Source organism: Rhodococcus sp. P4_F3_2 (genome assembly GCF_056401335.1).
The window spans coordinates 15,185-33,026 of record NZ_JBFUJN010000025.1; the positions used below are offsets into that span (position 1 = coordinate 15,185).

Sequence of the window (17,842 nt, forward strand, 5' to 3'; positions counted from 1 at the left end):
GACGGTTTGATCTGGCCCCACCTGATGGTTGCTCGTGAACATCGTTTCCGAGCCGAAGCAGGTGGTGGTGGTCGAGATGGGATCGAGAGTGGATTTGTTCGCGCAGATCCGGCGGGACGCCCGGGTGGAGGGTCTGAGTATCCGGGCGTTGGCGCGCAAGCACGGCGTTCACCGTCGAACAGTGCGACAGGCGTTGTCGTCGGCTCTGCCGCCACCGCGGAAGACACCGGAGCGAGCCTCGCCGCGGCTGGACCGGTTCAAACCGGCGATCGATGCGATGCTGCGCTCGGATCTGGACGCCCCACGTAAGCAGCGACACACCGCAACTCGGATTCGGGAACGTCTGGCGATCGAGCACGGTGCTACGGAGTTGTCGTATTCGACGGTGCGGGACTACGTCCGCGTCCGCCGCGCGCAGATCGATGTGGAAGCGGGCCGTCGGCGGGAGGTGTTCATCGCCCAGGACCACGCCCCGGGTGCGGAGGCTGAGGTCGACTTCGGTGAGGTCTGGGTGATCCTGGGCGGGGTGAAAACCAAGTGCCACATGTTCGTCTACCGGCTTTCGCACTCGGGCAAGGCGATCCACCGGGTCTATCCGACAGGCGGTCAGGAAGCGTTTCTCGAAGGGCACGTCGAGGCGTTCCGTGAATTGGGCGGGGTTCCGACTCGGCATATCCGTTACGACAACCTCACTTCAGCGGTGGTCGCCGTGCTCCAGGGAGGGGACCGGCGACGGCAGGAGAACCCGCGGTGGACTCTGTTTCACTCGCACTACGGATTCGATCCATTTTACTGCCAGCCCGGTATCGCCGGAGCCCACGAGAAAGGCGGCGTGGAAGGGGAAGTCGGCTGGTTCCGACGCAACCGGCTGACCCCGATGCCGCAGGTGGAGTCCCTCGATGAGCTCAACGAGCAGATCAAAGCCTGGGAAGCCCGGGACGAGGGCCGCCGGATCGACGGACGGATGCGCACCGTCGGCCAGGACTACGAGCACGACCGGGCTTCGCTGGCTCCGCTGCCCGGCGAGGATTTCGACCCTGGCCTGATCCTTTCGCCGCGGGTGGACCGTTCGGCGATGATCACCGTTCGCATGGTCCGCTATTCGGTGCCGGCGCACCTGATCGGCCGCCGAGTCCGAGTCTCACTACAAGCCTCCCAGCTGCTGGTCTACGACGGCAGAACATTGGTGGCGCGGCACGCGAGAATCGCTGGCCGCGGCACCACGAAGATCGAGCTCGATCATTACCTCGAGGTCCTCAAGTTCAAACCTGGCGCCCTGCCCGGTTCGACCGCGCTGGCCCAAGCCCGCGCAGCTGGAGCGTTCACTACCAGCCACGATGCGTTCTGGGCCGCCGCCCGACGAGTCAACGGCGACACCGACGGCACCAACGAACTGATCGACGTCCTGCTGCTGCACCGCAGCCTGCCCGCGACTGCGGTGATCGCCGCCATCGACGCCGCGCTCAAGGTCGGGGCGGTGAGCGCGGAGGTCGTCGCCGTTGAAGCCCGACGAGCCGAAACGCAGCTCCTCGCGACCGCCCCGACCGCCAATGGGCAGACGGGTAGGGCCAGTCCTGCCCGTCATCTCGATCGCCACGGCGAGCGGCGTGAGCACCGAGTTGTCAGCCTCACCCAACGCCGCCTCGCCGATCCTGCTGCCGTGATCGCCGGCCTCCCACCCGACCGGCGGCCTCTGCCCAGCGTTGCTGCCTACGACCGGCTGCTTCCGCAGCATCACCGACGCACCGCCTCCGACAGCGCACCGCTGGACCCACCGAATGAAAGGCCCGCTCCGCTATGACCGCCACCACCAAGAACCAGACGAACGCGCTGGCCCCATCGTTGCGGCGCCGCGGCGGCCTCACCGAAGAAGCCGCGCTCGCCGCAGTCGACCAAGCCTGCCGGCGCCTGCGGCTTCCGACAGTGCGGGCGATGATCGACCAGCACCTCACCGCCGCGACCAAGCAGCAGCTTTCGTATCAGGGGTTCCTCGCCGAACTTCTGCTCGCCGAGGTCGACGATCGGGACCGGCGTTCCACCGTTCGCCGCGTCAAAGCTGCCGGGTTCCCGCGGGAGAAGTGGTTGGCGGACTTCGACTTCGACGCCAACCCCGACATCGAGGCCGCCACCATCCATCAGCTCGCTACCCGGCGATTGGATCCGCCACGGACTTCCGCTCTGCCTGATCGGGGACTCCGGCACCGGCAAATCCCATCTGCTGATCGGATTGGGCACCGCCGCGGCTGAGCAGGGCTTCCGGGTCCGCTACACCCTCGCCACCAAGTTGGTGAACGAGCTGGTCGAAGCCGCCGATGAGAAGCAGCTCGCGAAGACCATCAACCGCTACGGCCGCGTTGACCTGCTCATCATCGACGAACTGGGCTACATGGAACTCGACCGCCGCGGCGCCGAACTGCTCTTCCAGGTGCTCACCGAGCGGGAAGAGAAGAACAGCGTCGCCATCGCCTCCAACCAGTCCTTCTCGGGCTGGACCGACACCTTCACCGATCCCCGCCTCTGCGCAGCGATCGTCGACCGACTCACCTACCGCGGCAACATCATCGAAACCGGGACCACCAGCTACCGACTAGCCAACGCCACCAATCACAGCTAGACCTGGGCGCGTGCAGGCACGTCCCGCGCAAGGGCCACTGCGACACCACCGAGCAGGGTGCCAGTAATTCGTCGCTGCCAGAGCATCCACGACGGCCGTCGCATCAGCTGGCCGGCTATCGCGCCAGCGGTGACCACGATCAGTCCGTTCACCAGGAGGCCAACCGTGATTTGGATTCCGCCGAGCGCGAAGCCCTGAGCAGTGGTGTTACCGCGGGACGGATCAATGAACTGCGGGATCAACGCGAGATACAGCACCGCGACCTTGGGGTTGAGAATGTTCGTCACCAGGCCCATCCGAAACAGTTTCACCGACGAGTCCCGCGCAAGGTCCTGCGTTTCAAACAACCCACGGCCGCCCGGCTTCAACGTCTGCCATGCGAGATAGGCCAGATAGGCGACACCGACGGCCTTGAGTCCGATGAAGAGCCACGGCACCGCCACAAACACCACAGCAAGTCCAACATTGGCCATCGTCATATAGACGACGAAACCCACCCCGGTGCCGGCCAAAGAAATCAGCCCGGCCGCACGGCCCTGACTGATACTTCGCGATACCAGATACATCATGTTCGGCCCAGGCGTCAGCGCCATCCACAGCTCGGTCAACGCCATCCCGATCGCAGCCTGCGCCGATATCACCATGACAGCAGCATTCCACCCACCCTCGGCTCCCCGCCATGAGGGGCTCCCAGGCACGGGGCCACGACAGGCCGTCACACCGGGGCCACCTCAAGTTGACATAGCCAACCGAGCTTCAGTCGACAAAGCAAACAGGGCGCTCAGGTGGCTACTGCTGGGATGGGGCGTGGCCAATGTTGCCGTGTGGTGAATCCACCTCGCCCGACGCAGAAGGCGTGAAGTCCAGGTGTCGCTGACAAACCCAGGCCCCTTCGGGAAACGGACCTGGATTGATATGGGAGGCTTCCTCGCCTACTGCTCGCTGGCATCCCTCTTCGCAATCCTGGTCTGGTACATCCTGGCTCACAGATGATCCCGACGTTTACTTATCCCGAAACAACCCACCACCGGGCCTGTAGCCCGAAATCGAAAACCCGCCAGACGGAAGTGCCTACTGTTCGCCATACTTCGTGCATGCGCAAAGGGACACGGCTGTGGCCGACGAACGCCGTCGCAGCGTTCGTCATGCTTGTGATCGCCGGAACACTCGTCGTGGTGTCCATCTACGGCGGTCTCTACTACTCGCGTCACCGGACACCCACTGACGGATTCCCGATCAGTCTCACCTACCGTCACCGGCACTACAACCGCAACGGCGACCCCGTCGCCGACATTCCACGACCTGCGAGTGGATACGACTACTCGAAAGTCGACCACATCGACGACGAGAACATCGACCTGTACGCCGCAATTCGGCCGGGACGGCCCGTCACCACCAGCCAACCCGTCACCGTCCTTGCGCAAGGAGCGAACGGGATGTTCGTCCCGTACACGCTCCAAGGCGGTCCCTGAGAACTCGACGCAACGAACCGACGGTCTACCCCACTGCGCTCTCCCCGCACTCACATCATCCGGCCAATTGCCGCGGGTTCAGCATCCGGGAGAAGTCCTCGATCGGCGTTTCGGCGACACATCCGTGACAGATGGATCGGTTGATTTCCAGCGCTACCCCATTCCCTGACTGACAATGAGCCAAGGGTCACCGTCAGACTCGCGGGCGAGCATGTACCCCCACGAAGTAGCGCCATTGTGCATCGACACGACAGCCCTCTGTTCCAAGTCGAAATGAGTCAAGACTTGAACGCCCTGCTGGTACCCGGACATCCCGTTACCCTCGGGGACCTGAGGCAATGGATCCCCGACCTCGATGTTCGTGATGCTGACGATGTTGGTGAACCAACTATCCGCACTGCTCTCGAACCGCTGCTCGAACTCAGGACTCAGCAAACGCTTCGCCGCCTCCACGTCATGCGCATTCAACGCATCCAAAAACGCATGTACAACGGTGGTGGGCGACGCGTCCCGAGGAACCGAACTCGGGACCGTTTCGGGCGCCACTGCATTGCAGGCACTTATCGAGACTGCGGCGACGAGCGCAACAACCACACCCACAACCGATCTCAAGGCCCACCCACTTCTGAAAACCACCATCTCCGATCGCTCACTTCTCAGCACGATGTCGGCGACCACTCGTCAGCAAGCACAGCGAATACCACCGTGTCCGTCCACTCGCCCTTGACCCACATATCTTCCCGGAAATGGGCCTCCCGTCGCATTCCCACACGACGTGCGAGCCGAGCAGAAGCATCGTTTCGCGCATCCATCTGCGCCCTCACCCGATGCAGCGACGGTGCTGCGAACACGAGATCGAGCAACGCGGTCACCGCTTCCGTCGCGAACCCCTTCCCCGCAACCTCCGGGGAAAACACCCACCCGAGTTCCGCAGAGTGTTCGGTCCCTTCGATCAACCATGCCCCCACATTGCCCACCACCCGGCCCTCGTATTCGACGACAAGCGCCAGATGACAGTCGCCGAGGCTTCGGCACAAAACCTTCCGCTGCACCACCTTCCGCGCATGGTCGATTGTCCACGGATCGTCAAACAGAAACCGACACACCTCATGACGGCTGTAATAACGCAGCAGATCGTCCACGTCATCTGCGCGGTATCCGCGGAGCACCAACCGCTCGGTGCTGACCGGCTCGAATACCTCGGACACAGTCATGACGCCGCCTTCCCCATCGCTTCCCACACGCCCCCGGTCAGAGCACAGAACTGGCGGCGTGATGCCGGAGCCCTGATAGAACTGTCGCATGCCGCTTCCTGCAAAGTTGTTCGCCGTGACCGTCGACTGCCCGCAGCCCAGAGAACTAGCAGAGTTTTATAAGAAGTTCCTTGGTGGACAACTTCGTTCGGCCAACCCGGATTTCGTTGTGCTCACGAGTGAGCAGGATGTCCGCATTGATTTCCAACGCGTTGACAATCATGCGCCAGACCTGTGGCCCAACCCGGACGCGCCTCGTCGACTTCACCTCGACTTCAGCGTCGACAACCTTCCAGAAGCCGAACAGCAGCTGCGCGACCTCGGTGCAGAGCTTGCTTCTCATCAACCGGGTGGTCAGCGGTTTCGGGTCTTCTTCGATCCCGCCGGGCACCCGTTCTGCGTCACCTCGTCTCAGGTGGCAGCAATGATCCCACCCGGCTCGGACCCGGGCGAGTGAGCTCGAACAATCGATCACGATCGCATGCACACGAGAAACCCCGCGACGCCACAGCCCATCTCAGTCACAATGGTCGACGTGACAGAAGTCGAGGTCGTCGTCGCCCACAACGAGCGCGCGACTCTGCGGGTCGGCGAGGTGTTCCTCAAGATCGACGCCGATCAGTCGAAAACCGACATCGAGGTCGAAGCAATGCTCCGCGCCCCGGTCCCGACAGCGCAGATTCTTTGGCGCACACCGCCTGTCCTCGCGCTCGGCGCACTGCGGGGAAACGCGCTCGGCCGCCTCGGCGAACCGTCGACCGCGTCTTCAGTGGCGTGGGCCGCGGCGGGCGCCGCCGTTCGAATGCTGCACGACGCACCGTTGCCGCCTTGGCCCGGACGTGGTCTCGACGACACCGCCTCGGAACTGGACCGCGAATGTGCATGGCTGACCAGGAGCGGGGTGGTTGCCACCGGCGTGATTGCATCCAACCGTCGGATTGCCGAGATTGCGCTCAGGTCGTGGACTCCGGTGTTCACACACGGTGATCTTCAAGCGTCGCATGTCTTCGTCGCCGGTGACGAGGTCACCGGTGTCATCGACTGGTCCGAAGCAGCCCAAGGTGATCCCTTGTACGACCTCGCAACACTGACCCTCGGCCACCCGGAACACCTCGATGACGTCATAGACGGCTACGGTGCTGACGTCGACCTCGACGTCATCCGCGCCTGGTGGTCGCTGCGCAGCTTGAGAGGTGTCCGTTGGCTGATCGAGCACGGATTCGATCCAGCCGCACCCGGCTGCGAAGTAGACGTGCTGAATCGACAAGCGATACGCGGATGACGAGAGGCTAATCACCAGGATAGTTCTGCCGCGCTTCGATTGGACCGCAATTGCACTGTCGCACCGACTCAGTGACGACCTGGCGGGTTGACCTCAGCGGCGGTCTTGTCGTTGCGCAGCCCTCGAAAGGATGGGTGCCGAAGGCTGCCACCGGTGTACTCTCTGTATTCCACGTCGCAGACAAGGATCGGCCTCGACCAGGATGCATTGCGGGTGACCGCTCGCGTCGGCTCGATAGTGAACGGGCTGATCGGCTGATGGAGTTCGACGAGCTTGTTCCGCAGTTCGCGGCGCTGTCGATCGGTCAGACCCGTACCAACGTTTCCGATATATCTGAGGACCCCTGAATCGTCGTGAGCGCCGAGGATCAACGATCCGACTCCTCCTGGCGCACCTCCCGAGCCGGGGAGGAAGCCGCACACTACGGCCTCACAATTAGCTCTCAGAGGCGTTTTGATCCAGTCGCGAGATCGCTTGCCGGACTGATAGATCGAGGAAATGTTCTTGGCCACGATCCCTTCCAAATGGTGTTTGCGCGCCACCTCGAGCATGGTCGGTCCGTCGACGTTGAGCCAGTGCGGTGGAACTTTGATGCGCGGGTGTTCGAGGCTGAGATTGGCGAGCGCCTCGCGGCGCTCGAGATAGGGCAGATCAGTCGTCGACGCACCATCAACGTCGAGGACGTCGAACACGTAGTACGAGGTCACGGCCTCGTTGCGAAGCTGCGCGGTGGGCCGCAGGACATGCATTCGGCGTTGCAACAGGGAGAAGGACGGCACACCGTCCGGCCCGAGGGCGACGATTTCCCCGTCGAGGACGGTTTCGCGGTGATCGAGCACAGGGCGGAGTGCATCGACGATCTCGGGGAATGATGCGCTAATGTTGTTGCCGTTGCGCGACCACAGAGCCGTGGACGTGGAACCTGTTGTGGCTATGGCTCTTTGACCATCCCATTTTGACTCGAAAGCCCAGCGCTCCCCTGTCGGGGGTTGCCCGAGTGTGGCGAGCATCGGCGGCACTGGTTTTCCGGTGGCAGCGCTCATACCTTCTACTGTGCGCGGGTCTGTACTGGTTTCGTCCGGTTTTCGGAGGTTGAGACAATAGTGAGATGAGCGAGACTGCAGAGCCGGATGAGACTCAAGGGTGGAGCCCAGCCCCGGACGAGGGCCAGGCCGGCACGGTGATGACGAAGGACGGTCAGTGGGCGTACCCGTACAAAGATGGCGCTGAGCTGATCATGATGAAAATGCCGGAGCGTCCAGCCTCGACGTAGGAGCGCAATGTTGACCCCCCAAAAAACGGCGTTTCCGGGGATCGTTGCAACACGATGAATGTCCTCGGCCCTGGAGTGCGCTATGGGAAGGTTGCTCAGTACATGGTGCCCATCGCGGTTCGAACCTCATCGAGCGTCTGTTGGGCGAATTCGTTCGCGCGATCGTTTCCGGCACGCAGGATGTCGGCGACATGGCGGGGGTCTTGAGCCAGGTCGTTTCTGCGTTGCCGGTGCTGAGCGAGGAAGTCGTTCACGAGCATGGTGGTGAGCTTTTTGAGAGCGCCGGCGCCCGCGTCGCCGATCTGGTCGGCGAGGTCATTCTCGTCGCGACCTGAGCACAATGCTGCTGTGGTCAGCAGTGCGGATACCCCGGGGCGGTTGATCGGGTCGAAGGTGATGCGGCGTTGTGAGTCGGTCGGTGTCTTGCGGATTGCCGCTGCGGTGTCGTCGGCGGTCATCGACAGTGTGATGGCGTTTCCGTAGCTCTTGGACATCTTTCTGCCGTCGAGTCCAGGTACTTCGCGGCTCGAGGTAAGCAGCGCTTGAGGTTCGGGGAAGACCTGGCCGTAGCGGTCGTTGAAGCTTCGCGCGATCACACGGGTCATTTCGACATGTGGGAGGTTGTCCTTCCCCACCGGGACGAGGTTGCCTTTGCAGAACAGGATGTCCGCAGCCTGATGGACCGGGTAGGTGAGCAGAAGACCACTGAGAGCACGCCCGGATGCGGCGAGTTCCGCTTTAACTGTCGGATTGCGGTGCAACTCGGCCTCGGTGACCAGGCTCAGGAACGGCAACACCAGTTGGTTCAGTGCGGGTATCGCGGAGTGGGTGAAGATCGTCGCTCGTTGCGGGTCGATACCCGCGGCAAGGTAGTCCAGTACCGCGCTGTACACGTTGCCGCGGACTTCGCCGATGGCGTCGCGGTCGGTGATGACCTGGTAGTCCGCGAGGACGATGTACGTGTCGACGCCGCGCTGGTGCAGTCGAACCCTTTCTGCGAGGGTGCCGAAATAGTGTCCGAGATGCAGTGGGCCGGTGGGGCGTTCACCGGTCAGAACTCGATATCGGCTCGGGTTTTCAGCGATGTCGTCGCGCAGACGGTCGCTACGTGCAGTGGCGGTTTCGAGGGAAGACAACGTACGGCTCCTGAATGGTCAGGGACTGTACGAAACCTCAAGGGCACGGCCGGAATTCGACTTGCGCGTGGGCTGCATACAGCCCACGACATGGTTAGACGGGCTGCGAGAGCAGCCGCCACCATGCCTGTCGGATCACGATCACCCGGCCAGGGTAGCAGTTCATCGCGATGTCGAACTATGGTGCGACTCGCTCGCGAAAGTTGCTTGCCTTGTGCGGGCCATTCTTCGTTTCTCTGCTCGACCTGTTTGGTCGAGTCGATAGTGAACGGCTAGATGTTGTGGGTATGGACGTTGCTGACGCGGGACTGAAGTAGACGGACTGGTCCTCAGCGCGAGAATGGGAATTGCGACATAGCCGTTCTCGAGCAAGAAGGACCAGCCCTGTGACACACCGTAATGCCCCATTGACCGTGGAAGGAAGGCGACGCCTGATCGAGCGGTGTCAGAGCCGTCCGATCGCCCATGTCGCCGCCGAAATGGGTATCTCACGACAATGCGCCTCCAAGTGGGTCAACCGGTATCGCCAATACGGTGACCTGGGATTGCAGGACCGATCCAGCACACCGATCCACCACCCGACCGCCACGGCAGCAGGGATCGTGGCCGAGATCGAAGCGATGCGCCGGACCCGGAAAGGGTCTTCCCTCACGGATCACGTTCGAGTTGCGCACCGACGGCATCGTCATTGCTCGCCGGACCGTGACGAAAATCCTGCGGAACCTCAGGCTGAATCGGCGCAGGTTCATCGACCCGAACGGCGAGAACAACCGAAAACCGCAGGTCATCATCGCGAAACGACCAGGACAGATGGTGCACGTCGACATCAAGAAAGTCGGAAAAATCCCCGACGGCGGCGGATGGCGCGTTCATGGCCGCGGCTTCGACAAGGCCAAACGATCCCAGCGGCGGAAAACGAAGAACAAGCAGACCAGCCTCGGCTACACGTACCTGCATTCCGCGATCGACGGCAACACTCGTCTGGCGTACACCGAAGCCCGCGACAACGAAACCGCAGCAACGGCCATCGATTTCATGCACAACGCCCGACTCTTCTTCGCCGCACACGGAATCACTCGTATCGAGCGCGTGATCACCGACAACGGATCATGCTATCGGGCAGCGGATTTCACGTCTTCACTCCGCGAAGCGAGGCACTACCGCATCCGGCCGTACACGCCGAAACACAACGGGAAAGTCGAACGCTACAACCGCATCCTCGCCGAAGAACTGCTGCACTCCCGCGAATACACCAGCGAAGCTGAGCGCCGCACCACCGTCGAGGTCTGGAATGTTCACTACAATTACCACCGACCGCATTCAACACGCGGAGGACGTCCGCCCGCCGCTTACCGCCGGCACCGCGTAACTAACGTCCGCGCCTCATACAGCTAGAGCTACAAGTAATCTCAAATTCTTGCCAAAGAGGCAGCACGATCGAAAACCGTAAGGAAGAGGCGTCATGGGCACAGGTAACAGGCTTCTCGAAATTGAAGAGCGCGGGTATCGGGAACCCTCGACGAACATCTGTCTCGGGCACAGCGACAATGAGATCATCACAAAGTTGATTACGGACAATATGTCCGAAGAAAAGTGCGATTATTGTGAAAATATCGGCACCGAGGAAGAGCCTGTGGCTGCGCCCCTCGACTCGCTCATGGACGCAATTATGGTTGGAATCAACCTATTCTACGAGCCTGCCGCGGAATCGGGCGTTGACACTAGCGAAGTGGAACTGACCATCGAGTACGATCCCGAAGATGTTGTATACGATGTAATCAGTTTTTTCCACTCGGAATTTGAACCCGGCCGCGAGTTGTTGGCGGATGTCTCAGATGCGCTGACTTGCCAAGTTTGGGTCGATCGCAATTGGCAGAGACCCTCCCCGGACTTGGTAATACAATACGGTTGGGATGCTTTCAAGTCCATTGTCAAACATCAAAGTCGGTTCTTGATTTTGGGTCTGCCGGGCGACGACGACGGCAACCGTCTCACAGCCGTCGACCTCTTCAAAGATTTGGTAGCGATGATTCGCGCCGTGCCTGGTCTGTTTCCGGTTACATGCCCCTCCCCCCTCTACAGGGGAAGAATGCTTGTTACTGCCCCAGACGTTTCAGAATTCGCGGCCGCCCAACTTGGCTCACCTCCTCATGACCGTGCCGCCGCAAACCGTATGAGCCCAGCGGGCATCAGTATGTTCTACGGCGGAACTGAGCTTGCGACGGCGATAGCGGAGGTCGGCGCCCACAGCTCCTACGCGCACGCAATCAGCGGCGAGTTTTCACCTGCCCGCGAGCTGCGACTTCTGGACCTCTCGCACCTGGACGATGTTCCAATTCCGAGTATTTTCGACCCTGCCCAGCACCGTGCTTACTTCAGTCTTCGATTCCTTCAAAATTTCGTCAAAGATCTCACTCTGCCGGTAGAGCTCGATGGTCGCGAACACATCGATTACGTCCCTACTCAGGTTTTCACCGAGTATCTGCGCTACGCCTTCCCTGGCGAAAGGATCGATGGGCTGATGTTCCCAAGCACTCAGGCTGCCGGTTGCAATGTCGTCATCTTCGGCGGCCCTGAGCAATGCGCGGATAAGGGATCCGAAGGGAAGAACACAATGCTCAGCCTTGACCTATCCACGGTTCAGAAGCATCGGGTCACTTCGGTCATCAGGGAGCCGGAGCCGCCGACGATTCGATGGTGAACCGATCGACGCGATTTCACCGGCTCTGCGCGGGGTCGGGCTCGGGTTTTCGCGTTGCGTTGTAACCGCGTCAATGCCGTGGTGCGGTGCACATCGCCGGGATCATGCGCTTGCGGGCCTGAGCGCTTCGTCTTCGTCAGTCGGATCCTTTGCCCCTCGAAGGCCAACGGTGAGGCCGGCAACGCCCAACAGGCATGTCATCGAGGCACCTGCCATGAACAGAAGATCACCCATGTGAGGGACCGATTTCGCTTGCTGGGCGGATCCACGAAATCCACGCCTCGTGTTCGTCTGCGTGCAGCGGAACAGAACCCGGATCATCTGGGTGAGCGTCCGCCCACGCTGATTGTTCTGCCACAAGATCCGCCACCGTCGCCCATGTTTCCGACATACTAGGCGGGCTCACAACAGCAGCTTTGGCGAGTGCTCGGCGGGTAGCTCCACTGAGGTCGAGGAGCTCGGTGCCGCAAATCCCTCGATCCCAGATATATCGAGCGAGTTTGATGGAATCGGCATATCGCGCGGCCTCCGCGTACGAGGTATGGGTGAAGTCCACGTGGGTGGTCACGGCTGCGCCCGCGGATAGCGACGGCGCCGCTCCGAGGCAGTCAACCCACCCCAGACACCAAAACGCTCGTCGTTCACCAATGCGAATGCCAAGCAGTCGACACGAACCTCGCATCCTGCGCAGACCCGTTTCGCCGGCCGGACAGCTTCTCCGGGTTCTGGAAAGAATGCTTCGGGATCAGTACGTTGGCACACTGCCCGCTCTTGCCAATCGACATTCCCAGCGATATCGCCCGGGTGAATCTCGGTGATGGTCATCGCAACCACAACTCCTCTACACATCTGCCTCTCGGATTGATGGGGGAACGGTAGCGAGGGACCTGGACTGCTTGAACCGAAGCAGAAGGGCCACCCTGCCTTTTCGAACTTCACACCGTGGAAGCGAAGCGCAGTTCTACCTGATCAGTGCATTTCTGGGCACTTCTAGCGACTGCACAACCACCGGTAGATTCCTAAGCGCTCGCCCACAGACATGCGATCCTCTGACGCCGGCAACCCCTGTCCGGTGGCCCAACACGACGGGACACACGTGCCAACTCCAACTTCCTCCACGCCGCCTGGCCCGGGCATGACGCAACTCGCAATAGCGTTGTTCAAGAATGCACACCGCGCTGGCCAAAACTTCACGGATGGGGAGTTCCACAACATCCGCCAAGGTGAAGAAGGAACCACCGAACGGATCTTGCTGGACCTTGCGAAAACCCTTCCCGACCTCCACGTCGGAGCCTTCACCCGCAGAGAGGAATCCCGCTACGGGGCGGACTGGGAATGGTGGATCTCGGACGGCTCGAACAAATGGTTTCACCTCGTCATCCAAGCCAAGAAGCTTCAAACACCCAAGGCACACCCGGCCGGGAAATACAAGATCAAACACACCGTTCGATCCACTGGCATGCAGCAGATCGACCTACTCGACCTCTACGCCCGAAAGAGCGGGGCGCATAGCCTCTATGCGCTCTACAACCTCGCCGCTCCCGGCGTCCGGTACAGCGACCACACATGCTGCCTCGGCCCCTCCGGCGATCGAATCACTGCTGTCAGCGCAGATGTATTCCTCAAGCGGTTCCCCCAGACCAAGGGACAAATCGACGACGTCCCGCTAGCCGCGATCCGTGAGCACGCACTCCCATGGTCGTGCCTGGCGAACGACCGTGTCACCACCCACGACGTGTCTCCACCACCAGGGCCTTCCCCGCTGACCTTCATGCAGTTTGCTCAGTGGACAGTCATGTCTGGCGCCCACGGCGACATACTGGGCGCATTCGATTCGGAAAACTCGGCATACTCATTGCTTGTCAACTCATCGACACTGAAACTCCTTGCACACAGCGAGGATTGGGTGCGGCGTAGTTATCGAAACTATCTCGACGACTGGACGAAAATGACGAGACTGAGGGTTCCCATCGAATGGAAGCCTGCGACCCCATCTCCACTCGAATCTTCGGAAGAGCTTTTCGCGCCCACCAACATCCGGATCTTCGACAGAGAGGAACTACCGAACTATGTCTCCGCTGTCCTCAACAACGAACCCATCCCCGAGGACGTCCGGCACCCCTTCTCCTACATCGATGCCGCCCCCAAACAAGTCCTCACACTCATCGCACCACCCAGAGTCCAGCCGGACGAGCCCCGCCCGGTGAGTCGCAAAATTCGACCAATACAACCTGTTACCCGTTTCGAGTAACACGCCACCAGTCCGCCTTCGAACACCGCTACCGCGGCAGGTGGAGTTCGCGCATCCGCGCCGGGTGCATGTACGGCGGACGAATACCAGCCAACCCGAACCCCGAGGTGACCGGCGCATCTCGCGAGGCCACACATGACGCCGGTGTCGTGCGCCCCAGCGTCCCGTCGGCGTGCTCGTGCGAGAACTCCCACGGATCCTCACCTGCACGGTTCTCGAATTCCCACCGCAGAACGCGGCCCTCACCGTGCGCGCGTTTCTTCCCGATCACATCGAGACCGGATAATATCGCCGCGACAGCAGCCAGGTCACCAACACCGCGCCAGGTGACCGTTCGGGAATTGGTGATCATCAACGGCATGTACCTCGCCCGGTAGCGGCCTTGCCGGTCCGAGATCACTGCCGGCACGCTCGACGCGAGTTCCTCGAGCCCTCGGTGATCAGTTCTGCTCGCCCAGTGCCGCACCACTGGATCCCCGGCCGGGTCTTCGGGGAACGAACAGGTCGCGCACCAATGCCAGTCCGCGCCCGCCAGAGTGCAGCGCGCGAGCGGTAATTCGAGATCCGGCGGGGTCGCCTGCGGCGAGAGCGCCGGCACGTATTCGCCGCGGTCGAGGGCGCCTGCTTTGTGGTCGGCCCACAGCTCCGCGGCGAGGATGCCGTCCAAGGCGATCCCCCAGGGGCTTGCATGTGCCAACCCGGACGAGAGATGCGCCCTGACCAGGAAGGGAGCGAAGGTGGTGTCTGAGTTCATGTCAGCCATCCCAGTGCCTCGATCACGTCTTCTCGTAGCGGTTCCAGTTCCGCTCGCCAGTCCGCTACCTGCGGGCCGGGGCCGGTCAAGACGGTCAGCTCCGACTCGGCGCGGACTCTGCCGTGCCCGATCGCGCTGCGCCCACCCAGGAGCCGTCTCGCGCGAATCGTTCCCATACGTCGCTGAAGAAGGCGATGTCGCGGTCTGTTGCCCGGTCGAGCCTCAGGAATGTTTCGAAATGTGTTCCTGCGGGCAGGGTCTCGACTTCGAAGCGCATCAACATCGACGTCTGGTGCGCAGAAGTTCCCGAACCGGGCACGGTGTCGGCATCGAAGGGCGCGGGGAAGGACTTGGTGCCGGCGTCGTCGAAGCGGCTGTAACTTTCCAGGGACATGAGCTCGAATTGCGACATCAGCGCTCCCGGGTAGGGCCTGCTCATGATCGATTCTGTTTCCTTCACTCGGGGAACGACTTTGCCGACTTTCAGGCATCCGTCCATCGGCGGCGCACCGCCTCAGTTGCCTCCGAACAAACTGATCGGCGGGACCAGTTCGCGCAGGCGCTGACGCCTGCGGCCGGTCAGTGAGTCGCCGGCGACTTTGCTCAGGTTGCCGCCGTTGCGCAGTGCGTGCGCCGCGGAGAGAGGTATCTGTCCTTCGTAGCCGATCACATCGCGGAACAACTCCTCGGCGGTACGTCGCAATGCTCCCCGCAGCGAATTCCCCGACACGACCGGTACCAGCACTTTCCTCCCGTCGGGCTGCAGGATCGGTTCGCGGCGAAACTGTGGTCGTCGTTTCCGACTCCTCGCCTTTCTGCGAGATCGACGACAGGGCAGTCAGTTCGACGTCCCATCTCACGGTCGAGCGCATCAGCTGACCTTCCTCGCGGCTCGGGCATCGGCTGCACATTCCCCCAACCACGAACAATGGCAAAACTCGTCGCCGTCACCATCGTCACACTGGCGATCACCGCTCTGCTGCAAGGACCGATTCTCGACCTCGCAGTCCAGACAGTAGGAACACATCAATCCCCCGAACAACTTGCCGCCGACGCCGAACGATCAACCTGGCTGAGTTCAGGCTGGGCATCCCACATCCCTGGTCTCACACTGATCTCCGGAGTCGTCACAGAAGAAATCCTGTGGCGTGGACCGTTGATCGCTGCAGTCGTTCTCGCACGCCGATACTTTCGTAGCGGCTGGCCGAAATGGGCAGCACACGTAATGAGCGCTGGACTGTGGATCCTTCTCTGCTACAAATTCGGCATGGCGCATTACACCTTCTCCGCCCTCAATGCAGCAGTCACGGTGGTTGCCGGACTTCTCTGGGGCGGACTTGCCATCTGGACAAGGTCACTGATTCCGTCGATCGCCAGCCACGCCGCGTACAACGCCCTCGTTTAAATGGTGGTCACTTCGCCGCTGCAGATCGATTGGATGCCACCAACCAGCTGGGGCCCGTCGCCTCTGCGAGACGAACCGCGGTGCGAACCAGCGCGACGGTCGTGGGTGTCCGTTCAGGCGACGCACACCTATGACGGGGATCGGATCGAACCAAGAGGCGCTTCGTTTTTGGTGGCCGCCGATATCGATGAGGCTGACGCAAAAGCAACAATCGAATCTGTCGTGGCCGCACCCGTCGTGGCCGCACCCGGAAAATGGCCCTCCCATCTCACTCGCCACCCTCCGGGCCGCTGCCAACGTCAACGACTGAGTAAGTCTCTGTAAAAAGCGAGACTTACTCAGCTGAACCGAGGAACAGAGATGTCACGCCCTGCCAATGGCCGCACGTCTTCAGCAGTCCGGCCGAGTGGCATCTCGGTGCTGACGATACCGGCTACAGAGAGGGTACGCCCGCACTCACCTGGACACCGCGGTCTGTCGAGATCCCGTAGGGTGGCTGCAAATTGCCTCGCTTCTCACACGAAACCGACAGGGCCACCTTCAAAGTACAGCGAGCGCTCGACACGGGGTCCATGCGGAATTTCGGTCAGTACCACGTAAATTCCGCTTCCCAGTCCGGTCATATAACGCCCGCGTACACACCACAGGCTTCTGGAACCGACAGGACAGGAGCTTCCTTCCCCAACGCCCGACCCGCCCCGCCGTCCTACTCTGTATAAGCGGACGACCACCGGCGCACGGCGCACGCAAACGCCTCTGGTTGATCGACCCACGGATAATGTCCACTCGCTTCCAGAAACTCCACAGAAGAGTCAAAAAGTGCCCTACGCAGCGCCTCAACCGTCGCCCTGCCGGACAACAAATCTGCAGCGCCACCAATGATGTGAACTGGAACACGGAGTTCGCCGATTCGGCGAATCAGCCCGTGCGGAGGTGGGGCAGAAAAGAAAGATTGCAGCGCTCTGAAGTTAGTCTCGCCGAGCAATGCATGGCGCTGTGACCTCGCGTCCCATCGCGCATATCCGAGCGGGGCAGTCACGAATTGTTGTGCGTAGAATCTCGTCTCGTCTTCCAACTCCAAGGGCCCTGCTGCCAGCGCAGCCTCGATAGCCGGCTCTCCGCGACGATCGCTGGCGAGTGCCTCGGTGTCGTCATCAGTATCGACCAACCAAGGTGTGGGAGATGGTGCTACCAACCCCAACCGCCGCACGGGTGCGCCCATCGCGGCATAGGCCAATGCCACTCGTGTACCTGCCGAATGCGCCAGGATGTCAACGCATTTCAATCCGAGTGTCCGGCGCACCTCCTCCAGGTCGTCGAATTGGTTCCACCACGGCCCTGGAAGTCCTGGCGACATCGGGGTTCCCCGGTAGTGCACCACTGCGAGCGGGCGAACCGAACCCCACCGACGTATGTCCCCTAGGTACTCGGGTGATCGAACGCCGCCGCCTGGAAGGACTACGATCGGCTCACGATCTCCACTGCCGATTACCTCAAAGTGAACCCGTGCTGGCTCATGGGCATCTGCTCTGACCATTCTTTGCACCTTGCCGCCGAACGCATCGCTACTACGGGGCCTACCGTGCCCCTCAACCATCCAGATCATTCCTGGAGAACTGTGGTGAACAGCGTTTCACAAGCTACAACCGGGGCTACAGCAGCAATCGTTCGCTGCTCCAGAGACAGGCGGACAACGGGAGT

19 protein-coding genes and 2 pseudogenes are annotated in these 17,842 nt (G+C 61.5%); 10 read left to right on the plus strand and 11 right to left on the minus strand.

All coding sequences use genetic code 11. The features are described 5' to 3' along the window. Positions 1 to 76 precede the first annotated feature (76 nt). The gene (gene istA, locus AC1DWA_RS23665) at positions 77 to 1,801 is read left to right on the plus strand and encodes an IS21 family transposase (protein ID WP_477847231.1); all 1,725 of its coding nucleotides are present in this window, start codon (positions 77 to 79) and stop codon (positions 1,799 to 1,801) included. Then, positions 1,798 to 2,614 (plus strand): annotated as a pseudogene (gene istB, locus AC1DWA_RS23670) (IS21-like element helper ATPase IstB). The gene istA and the pseudogene istB overlap by 4 nt, the downstream one beginning before the upstream one ends. Here istB and AC1DWA_RS23675 read toward each other — a convergent pair. Further along, positions 2,611 to 3,255 carry a LysE family translocator gene (locus AC1DWA_RS23675; protein WP_477847233.1) on the minus strand — a complete coding sequence of 215 codons (645 nt, stop codon included), beginning with the start codon at positions 3,253 to 3,255 and terminating at the stop codon, positions 2,611 to 2,613. The pseudogene istB and the gene AC1DWA_RS23675 sit on opposite strands and share 4 nt — an antisense overlap. 453 nt (positions 3,256 to 3,708) lie before the next feature. Between AC1DWA_RS23675 and AC1DWA_RS23680 the strand changes: the two genes are divergently transcribed. Beyond that, positions 3,709 to 4,086, plus strand: coding sequence for a hypothetical protein (locus tag AC1DWA_RS23680; RefSeq protein ID WP_477847140.1), 378 nt, complete (start codon positions 3,709 to 3,711; stop codon positions 4,084 to 4,086). 153 nt (positions 4,087 to 4,239) lie between these two features. On the opposite strand, the gene AC1DWA_RS23685 is transcribed toward AC1DWA_RS23680, so the two are convergent. Beyond that, positions 4,240 to 4,725 carry a hypothetical protein gene (locus AC1DWA_RS23685; protein WP_477917116.1) on the minus strand — a complete coding sequence of 162 codons (486 nt, stop codon included), beginning with the start codon at positions 4,723 to 4,725 and terminating at the stop codon, positions 4,240 to 4,242. 17 nt (positions 4,726 to 4,742) lie between these two features. After that, positions 4,743 to 5,300: a GNAT family N-acetyltransferase gene (locus AC1DWA_RS23690; protein ID WP_477847144.1), complete on the minus strand. Its 558-nt coding sequence runs from the start codon at positions 5,298 to 5,300 to the stop codon at positions 4,743 to 4,745. 88 nt (positions 5,301 to 5,388) lie between these two features. On the opposite strand from AC1DWA_RS23690, the gene AC1DWA_RS23695 reads away from it, so the two are divergent. Beyond that, complete coding sequence (locus tag AC1DWA_RS23695; protein WP_477847146.1) at positions 5,389 to 5,796, plus strand: VOC family protein; 408 nt, start codon at positions 5,389 to 5,391, stop codon at positions 5,794 to 5,796. Positions 5,797 to 5,865: 69 nt separating this feature from the next. Continuing rightward, positions 5,866 to 6,621: a phosphotransferase family protein gene (locus AC1DWA_RS23700; protein ID WP_477847148.1), complete on the plus strand. Its 756-nt coding sequence runs from the start codon at positions 5,866 to 5,868 to the stop codon at positions 6,619 to 6,621. A gap of 68 nt (positions 6,622 to 6,689) precedes the next feature. Here the strand turns inward: AC1DWA_RS23700 and ligD are convergent, their stop codons facing one another. Further along, on the minus strand, positions 6,690 to 7,664 hold the full coding sequence (gene ligD, locus AC1DWA_RS23705) for a non-homologous end-joining DNA ligase (protein WP_477847150.1): 975 nt from the start codon (positions 7,662 to 7,664) through the stop codon (positions 6,690 to 6,692). A gap of 65 nt (positions 7,665 to 7,729) precedes the next feature. Between ligD and AC1DWA_RS23710 the strand changes: the two genes are divergently transcribed. Then, positions 7,730 to 7,894, plus strand: a complete 165-nt coding sequence (locus AC1DWA_RS23710; protein ID WP_477847152.1) for a hypothetical protein — start codon at positions 7,730 to 7,732, stop codon at positions 7,892 to 7,894. Positions 7,895 to 7,989: 95 nt separating this feature from the next. Here AC1DWA_RS23710 and trpS read toward each other — a convergent pair whose 3' ends face one another. Then, on the minus strand, positions 7,990 to 9,030 hold the full coding sequence (gene trpS / locus AC1DWA_RS23715; RefSeq protein WP_477847154.1) for a tryptophan--tRNA ligase: 1,041 nt from the start codon (positions 9,028 to 9,030) through the stop codon (positions 7,990 to 7,992). Positions 9,031 to 9,416: 386 nt separating this feature from the next. Between trpS and AC1DWA_RS23720 the strand changes: the two are divergent. Continuing rightward, positions 9,417 to 10,425, plus strand: a pseudogene (locus AC1DWA_RS23720) (IS481 family transposase). A gap of 67 nt (positions 10,426 to 10,492) precedes the next feature. Beyond that, positions 10,493 to 11,731 carry a HEPN-associated N-terminal domain-containing protein gene (locus tag AC1DWA_RS23725; protein WP_477847156.1) on the plus strand — a complete coding sequence of 413 codons (1,239 nt, stop codon included), beginning with the start codon at positions 10,493 to 10,495 and terminating at the stop codon, positions 11,729 to 11,731. Between the two features lie 226 nt (positions 11,732 to 11,957). On the opposite strand, the gene AC1DWA_RS23730 is transcribed toward AC1DWA_RS23725, so the two are convergent. Then, positions 11,958 to 12,299, minus strand: coding sequence for a hypothetical protein (locus tag AC1DWA_RS23730; protein WP_477847158.1), 342 nt, complete (start codon positions 12,297 to 12,299; stop codon positions 11,958 to 11,960). Next, positions 12,296 to 12,556: a WhiB family transcriptional regulator gene (locus tag AC1DWA_RS23735; RefSeq protein WP_477847160.1), complete on the minus strand. Its 261-nt coding sequence runs from the start codon at positions 12,554 to 12,556 to the stop codon at positions 12,296 to 12,298. Before AC1DWA_RS23735 ends, AC1DWA_RS23730 begins: the two co-directional genes overlap by 4 nt. 310 nt (positions 12,557 to 12,866) lie before the next feature. Here AC1DWA_RS23735 and AC1DWA_RS23740 point away from each other — a divergent pair, with 310 nt between their 5' ends. Next, positions 12,867 to 13,982, plus strand: coding sequence for a DUF6615 family protein (locus AC1DWA_RS23740; RefSeq protein WP_477847162.1), 1,116 nt, complete (start codon positions 12,867 to 12,869; stop codon positions 13,980 to 13,982). A 28-nt stretch (positions 13,983 to 14,010) separates the two neighbouring features. Here AC1DWA_RS23740 and AC1DWA_RS23745 read toward each other — a convergent pair whose 3' ends face one another. The 3 genes from AC1DWA_RS23745 to AC1DWA_RS23755 all read right to left on the minus strand — a co-directional run bounded on the left by AC1DWA_RS23745 (position 14,011) and on the right by AC1DWA_RS23755 (position 15,481). Further along, the gene (locus AC1DWA_RS23745) at positions 14,011 to 14,745 is read right to left on the minus strand and encodes a hypothetical protein (protein WP_477847164.1); all 735 of its coding nucleotides are present in this window, start codon (positions 14,743 to 14,745) and stop codon (positions 14,011 to 14,013) included. A gap of 85 nt (positions 14,746 to 14,830) precedes the next feature. Continuing rightward, on the minus strand, positions 14,831 to 15,175 hold the full coding sequence (locus tag AC1DWA_RS23750; protein WP_477847166.1) for a hypothetical protein: 345 nt from the start codon (positions 15,173 to 15,175) through the stop codon (positions 14,831 to 14,833). Between the two features lie 75 nt (positions 15,176 to 15,250). Next, on the minus strand, positions 15,251 to 15,481 hold the full coding sequence (locus AC1DWA_RS23755; protein WP_477917118.1) for a hypothetical protein: 231 nt from the start codon (positions 15,479 to 15,481) through the stop codon (positions 15,251 to 15,253). Between the two features lie 183 nt (positions 15,482 to 15,664). Between AC1DWA_RS23755 and AC1DWA_RS23760 the strand changes: the two genes are divergently transcribed. Then, complete coding sequence (locus tag AC1DWA_RS23760; protein WP_477847170.1) at positions 15,665 to 16,141, plus strand: CPBP family intramembrane glutamic endopeptidase; 477 nt, start codon at positions 15,665 to 15,667, stop codon at positions 16,139 to 16,141. Between the two features lie 706 nt (positions 16,142 to 16,847). Here AC1DWA_RS23760 and AC1DWA_RS23765 read toward each other — a convergent pair. Beyond that, on the minus strand, positions 16,848 to 17,747 hold the full coding sequence (locus AC1DWA_RS23765; RefSeq protein ID WP_477847172.1) for an alpha/beta fold hydrolase: 900 nt from the start codon (positions 17,745 to 17,747) through the stop codon (positions 16,848 to 16,850). Positions 17,748 to 17,842 lie beyond the last annotated feature (95 nt).